This window comes from Empedobacter sp. UBA5987, from assembly GCF_002429865.1.
Lineage (GTDB): Bacteria > Bacteroidota > Bacteroidia > Flavobacteriales > Weeksellaceae > Empedobacter > Empedobacter falsenii_B.
The window spans coordinates 48,959-55,295 of sequence record NZ_DJBB01000020.1; the positions used below are offsets into that span (position 1 = coordinate 48,959).

The 6,337-nt window shown below is 31.2% G+C and carries 5 protein-coding genes; 4 read left to right on the forward strand and 1 reads right to left on the reverse strand.

The window, feature by feature from the left end; all coding sequences use genetic code 11:
- Positions 1–20 precede the first annotated feature (20 nt).
- Positions 21–455 carry a hypothetical protein gene (locus B3J26_RS03825; RefSeq protein ID WP_114998746.1) on the reverse strand — a complete coding sequence of 145 codons (435 nt, stop codon included), beginning with the start codon at positions 453–455 and terminating at the stop codon, positions 21–23.
- 132 nt (positions 456–587) lie between these two features.
- Between B3J26_RS03825 and B3J26_RS03830 the strand changes: the two genes are divergently transcribed.
- The 4 genes from B3J26_RS03830 (at position 588) to B3J26_RS03845 (ending at position 6,215) form a co-directional block, all read left to right on the forward strand.
- Positions 588–1,442, forward strand: a complete 855-nt coding sequence (locus tag B3J26_RS03830; protein ID WP_291073342.1) for a glycerophosphodiester phosphodiesterase family protein — start codon at positions 588–590, stop codon at positions 1,440–1,442.
- On the forward strand, positions 1,443–3,041 hold the full coding sequence (bshC, locus tag B3J26_RS03835; RefSeq protein ID WP_291073344.1) for a bacillithiol biosynthesis cysteine-adding enzyme BshC: 1,599 nt from the start codon (positions 1,443–1,445) through the stop codon (positions 3,039–3,041).
- A 42-nt stretch (positions 3,042–3,083) separates the two neighbouring features.
- Positions 3,084–4,931 carry a LysM peptidoglycan-binding domain-containing protein gene (locus B3J26_RS03840; protein ID WP_219033797.1) on the forward strand — a complete coding sequence of 616 codons (1,848 nt, stop codon included), beginning with the start codon at positions 3,084–3,086 and terminating at the stop codon, positions 4,929–4,931.
- A 114-nt stretch (positions 4,932–5,045) separates the two neighbouring features.
- Complete coding sequence (locus B3J26_RS03845; protein ID WP_291073346.1) at positions 5,046–6,215, forward strand: dicarboxylate/amino acid:cation symporter; 1,170 nt, start codon at positions 5,046–5,048, stop codon at positions 6,213–6,215.
- Positions 6,216–6,337 lie beyond the last annotated feature (122 nt).

Genomic DNA, 6,337 nt, shown 5'->3' on the forward strand with positions numbered 1-6,337 from the left:
ACTTAATAAATAAAGACTCTTTAATCGTTTGTCTCTTTTTTAATGTCTTCAGAAGCTTCGTCTAATTTATTTTCGGCTTTTGTTTTTAACTCATCAGCTTTTTCTTCCAATTCTGTTTTTTCTTCTTTAAAAGTTTCTTTCAAATCCGAAACTTTCTCTTTCACAAAAGCACTTGTTTCTTTCATTTGCTTTTCCACAATATCTTTTACTTCGTTATAATCTTGCTTCGATCTTTCTTTAAAATCTTTAGCGGCTTCTTTCGATTGTTCTTTCAAATCACCTGAAGCATCTTTTATATTATTGATTGTTTTACGCGCAAAATCCGATGCGTCATCTGCAATCAATGTTCCTGCTTTTTTTACAGTTGCCGAAACATCGTCAAATTTATCTCCCGCAACATCAATCGCAGTTTCCGTTTTTCCTAAAATTCTTTTCAAAAAAGTTCTAAGTCCCATAATAATTTATTTTGTTGATTATTTTCAGTTTAAATTTACAGCTTCATTCGCAATTTTAGAATGAATTAATTTAATTTTTTATTTAAAAATATGAATTTCAATTATTTTAAACGATATTATCTCGGAATTTTAATGTTCAGTTTACTGACTATTTTTAGTTGTAATCCGAATAAAAATCAATCCGAAACACATCAAAATACTTCATCCGAAGAAATATCCTTCAAATATTCGACCAAAAACAAAAATTTTGTCAGCGCGCATCGTGGAGGAAGTGGAATACATGATTTTCCAGAAAATTGTGTCGAAACTTTTGAACATCTTTATCAAAAAGGAATACAAATTTTTGAGATTGATGTTGCCGAAACAAAGGATAATCAACTTATTTTAATGCACGATAATTCGTTGCAACGAACAAGCACAGGGCGACAAGATGTCAATCAAGTTGACTTAAAAACCATTAAGGAATACTTTTTGGTAGATGATTTTGGACAACAAACGTCATACAAAATTCCGACTTTTGCAGAAGCGTTAAATTGGGGAAAAAGTAAACCAATTTATTTTATGGTTGACATCAAAAAAGGTGTTGATTATCGTGATATTGTAAAGACAATAGAACAAGAAAACATGCAAAAACAGGTTGTTTTGGTGACGTATACAGTTGGTCAAGCGAAAAAGTTGCATCAACTTGCGCCAGATATGTTATTGTCTGTTTCGATGCGAAACGAACGAGAATTTAATGAAATGATGAACAGCGGAATCCCGACAGACAAAATGGTTGCATTTACGGGAACTCGACGCAATGACAAAACATTTTTAAATAAAATTCATGACAAAGATATTTTGGTCATTTTTGGAACATTAGGAAACCTAGACAAAAGTGCTTCGACGAGAAATGGACAACTTTACCGCGATTTAGAAAAAGACGGTGTCGACATTTTTGCAACAGATAGAGCAATTGATGTACATCAAACGATTAATAAAAATTAAATGGAAACAATATCACTTAAGGATTCAAATTATTTCTCAAAATTGATGTTAAATTATATCAATCAAGATGAGAATTTGAAAGACTTCTACAACCTATTTCCAACCAAAGAAAACTATATAAAACAAGCTCAAAATAAACTTGGACATTATAAAAATAGAGCAATTCTTGTTGATCAAATTTCTAAACAATTGAGTCATTTAGATTTATCTGAAAAGCAACAAAATAATCTAAAAAAATTAAGAGAAAAGAATACAGTAACAATTACAACTGGCCATCAGTTAAATTTATTTACTGGTCCAATTTTTTTCTTTTACAAAATTTTACAAGTTATCAAATCTTGTAAAGAACTCAATAAAGAACAAAGTGAAATCAATTTTGTTCCGATGTTTTGGATGGCGACAGAAGATCACGATTTCGAAGAAATTAATCATTTCAAATTTGGAGATCGAATTATTCATTGGGAAAAAGAGTTTGGCGGACCTGTTGGACGTTTATCAACAGATGGTTTACAAAAAGTTTTTGATTCATTTTTGTCATTAATTCCAAATGGAAAAAAGAAAACGGAACTACAGAATTTGATTGAATCTTCTTATTTGTCGAATGATAATTTGACAGACGCAACACGAAAATTGGTTCATTTATTATTCAAAGATCTTGGATTGTTGATGATTGATGGAGATGATAAAGAATTGAAAAAATTGATGATTCCAACTTTTGAAGAAGAATTAATTCAGTCAATATCGTTCAAAAAAGTAATACCTCACAATGAGAAATTAGAACAATTGGGGTATTCTATTCAAGTGAATCCTCGTGAGATAAATTTGTTTTATATCAATCAAAATAATTCGCGCGAACGTATTGTTGAACAAAATGGAACGTATTTTGTCAATAACACTTCAATCAAATTTTCGAAAGAAGAAATTATTGCCGATTTACATCAAAATCCAGATAAATTTAGCCCAAATGTGATTTTGAGACCATTGTACCAAGAAACAATTTTACCAAATGTTGCCTATGTTGGCGGCGGTGGCGAAATGGCTTATTGGTTACAACTGAAAGAAATGTTCAATCAATTTGAAGTTGATTTTCCACTTTTAGTTTTGAGAAATTCATTGTTAATCCGAACTGAAAAACAATACGAAAAACAACAAAAATTAGATCTATCAAACGAAGATTTATTTTCGAATAGTTTAGCAATCACAAAAAAACGTTCGATAAATTCATCAGAAATTGCTCCAAAACTTCCTGAATTGGAAGAAGAATTAAAAAGCATTTTTGAACGTTTGGAACATTTGAGTTCGTTAACAGAATCTTCTTTTGCCGATATGATACAAGCGCAGCGCACAAAACAGTTGAAAGGTTTTGAGAAAATAAAACAACGTTTGGTGCATGCAGAAGTGAAAAAAAATGAAGATTTATTGAAGAGAATCGAGCAATTATTAAATGATCTTTCTCAACAAAATGGTTTGCAAGAACGTGTGAAAAATTTTGCTGATTTTGATTACATTAATATTCAGTATTTCATTGATTTTATTGAAGATAGTCTTCGACCTTTTGAATTTGAGTTCATCATAAATACATTGAAAGAGGAACTCTAAACAAAACATAATTTGTATATTTGACCACGAAAATTCATCTAAATGAAAAAAATATTAGCTTTATTGTTATTTGTTGGTGCATCAGCACTTTATGCTCAACAAAAAACGCATACAGTTCAAGCAAAAGAAACCGTTTACGGAATTTCGAAGCAATATGGTGTTTCGCAAGAAGAATTGTATAAAGCCAATCCTAAAATTGAAAAAAATGGGATTCATCCAGGTGATTTGATTGTGATTCCAGGTAAAGGAACTACGACAACCAAACCAACTGAAACCAATACACAAACGACTACGTCAAACGTAAAAATTTCGGACGATAATTATCAATATATTACAATTGAGCCGAAAGAAACGGTTTACAATTTGACAAAAAAATATAAAATTTCGGAAGAAACATTGAACTCATTAAACCCTCAAATCAAAGAAAGAGGTTTAGAAATTGGTGACGTAATCAAGCTTCCAAAAGATGTGACAAATAAAGTTTTTTCTGTTCCAAAAGGAACGCATTTAATCAAAAAAGGAGAAACTTTATACACTTTAGCAAAACAGTATAATGTAAGTGTTGACGATTTATATGCAGAAAATCCAGCTTTACAAACAGGTGTAAAAGAAGGAATGGTGATAACGATTCCTAAAAAATCTGGTTCTGTTGTAATCGAAGAAAACACGATCAACTATGTTGTTCAGAATGGAGATTCGGCTTACGGAATTTTAGAAAAATACAACACGAATTTAGATGAGTTATTGCGTTTAAATCCTGATTTAATCAATGGTTTAAAAGCTGGAATGACACTTAAAATTCCATTGCAAAAAAATGCTAAAATCATCAAATACGGAACTGCAGGAAAGTTGAAACGTGCTAATGACAATGAAATTAATGTTGCTATTATGCTACCTTTTGATGTTGCAAATAATCCGCAATTAAAAAATTCGCAAGCAATGCAATTTTTTACTGGAGCTAAATTAGCGTTGACTCATTTGGCGAAAAAAGGTAAAAATGTAAATGTGAAAGTGATCGATACGAAAAACGGAAACTTGCAAGATATTTTATCAACAACAGATTTTAGTAAAACGGATGCTGTTATCGGCCCGTTGAACACGTCTGATATTACAGAAGTTGCCAACTTCTTCAGTAATTCTGGTATCGCTGTGATTTCGCCTTATGCAAATGACGATTCGTTAAATTCTTTCAATGATTTATTGATTTCTAATCCAAAAGATGAAGTAATTGCAGATCAAATCATCGAAGAAATTGGGAAAAACTTTGCTGGAGAACAAGTTTATTTATTAACAAATCGTGACGATCAAGAGTTAGCAAGTTATACGAAAAAACAATTAGAAAAACAGTTGAAAGCAAATGTTGTCATTGTAGATAGTGTTGCAAAAATTGTTCAACCACACGATAAAGTTAACGGTGAAGATTATTATACGCCAATTATTACGGTTTTAGTTGGTGATGATGATAATTTGGGAAAACAATATTTAGAAAAATTAAAAACATTTAACAAAGACAATATCAAAGCTTACGGAATAAAATCGGTTTCGGTTTATGATGTTTATAACGCAGATAATGCAAAAAATATCGATGCATTCCGCGAATTTGGTTTTTTGTTTAGTACTGCGCGATTAATCAATACAAGAGATACGGAAGTGCAAAGTGTGATCAAAGATTTCAAAGAAGTTTATTGTGAATTTCCGACACGTTACGAGCAATTAGGTTACGACGTAACTTACGATATTGTGGACAGAATGAATAATAAAGGTGATGTTACCAACAATATTACAACAGAAAATACACGTTTGGCATCGAAGTTTGCATACAAAAAAATAAGCGGAAGCAAAGCTTATACGAACGATGCAAGCCGAATTGTACGTTTACCTAAAAAGTAATTTTATCAAAAATTATATACCAAAAAGCGATGCTAAAATTTAGCATCGCTTTTTCTTTTTATCAAGATTTAGAATTAAAACCTTGTATTGAACGGATTTTTTCTAAATTTGACTATGCACAAACTTAAAGACAATTTACTCGTAAAAGTTATTCTTGCCATTGTACTCGGAATTTCACTCGGCGGAATAATACCAGAAGCTATTGGTCGTATTTTTATGACTTTCAATGATTTTTTTAGCGAATTACTTAACTTTTTGATTCCATTAATCATTGTTGGATTAATTGTTCCATCAATTGGAAGATTAGGACAAACAGCCGGAAAATTATTATTAGCAACCGTTTTAATTGCTTACGGATCAACCATTTTTTCAGGATTATTAGGTTACTCAGCGAGTATGTCTATCTTTCCACAATTATTAGAACATCAAACTGGTCAAATTAATTTAGCCGAAAAAGCAAAAGAATTTACACCATACTTTTCGATAGAATTTCCTCCGTTATTTGATGTAATGCCTGCTTTGGTATTTTCATTTCTTTTCGGAATTGGATTATCACGATTGAAAGATTCGACTTTTGGGAAATTTGCAGATGATTTTGAAGAAATTATTACGTATTTAATTCAAAATTTAATCATTCCATTATTACCAATTTTCATTTTCGGGATTTTCTTGAACATGTCATATTCAGGACAAGTGGTAACAATTATGAATGTATTTTTGAAAATAATTGGTGTAATTTTCGTGCTACATGTTTTCTTGTTAGTACTTCAATTTACAATTGCTGGAATTATCGCGAAAAAGAATCCATTTAGCATGATGAAATTGATGTTACCAGCCTATTTCACAGCATTAGGAACACAATCTTCAGCGGCTACAATTCCTGTAACAATTGCGCAAGTAAAGAAAATTGGTGTTCGTGACGAAATTGCTAATTTCGCTGTGCCGTTGTGTGCGACAATTCATTTATCTGGTTCGATGTTAAAAATCGTTTGTTGTTGTTTAGCATTGATGTTAATCCAAGGAATGGAAATTGATTTTGTTCAATTTTTAGGATTTATCATGATGCTTGGAATTGCAATGGTTGCAGCTCCTGGAGTTCCTGGTGGAGCGATTATGGCAGCAATTGGTATTATTGCTTCTATGTTAGGATTTAATGCAGAAAATCAAGCATTGATGATTGCACTTTATATCGCAATGGATAGTTTCGGGACAGCAGGAAATGTAACTGGGGATGGTGCTATTGCTGTAACGTTGAATAAATTATTCAAAAAAGAAGTTCAATAAAAAAATAAAATATTAACCCAAATAAAAAAAGAGTTCCAAAAAATATTGGAACTCTTTTTAGTTTTAAGAATAGACACTATCCCACGAAGTGTGTAAGTTAAAAAGTTAGGGCTTGGATTTTT

Bases quoted from the DNA above. Each gene is read 5' to 3' on its own strand.
- bshC (WP_291073344.1), top strand. From the start codon at position 1,443: ATGGAAACAATATCACTTAAGGATTCAAATTATTTCTCAAAATTGATG.
- B3J26_RS03845 (WP_291073346.1), top strand. From the start codon at position 5,046: ATGCACAAACTTAAAGACAATTTACTCGTAAAAGTTATTCTTGCCATT.
- B3J26_RS03840 (WP_219033797.1), top strand. From the start codon at position 3,084: ATGAAAAAAATATTAGCTTTATTGTTATTTGTTGGTGCATCAGCACTT.
- B3J26_RS03825 (WP_114998746.1), bottom strand. From the start codon at position 455: ATGGGACTTAGAACTTTTTTGAAAAGAATTTTAGGAAAAACGGAAACT.
- B3J26_RS03830 (WP_291073342.1), top strand. From the start codon at position 588: ATGTTCAGTTTACTGACTATTTTTAGTTGTAATCCGAATAAAAATCAA.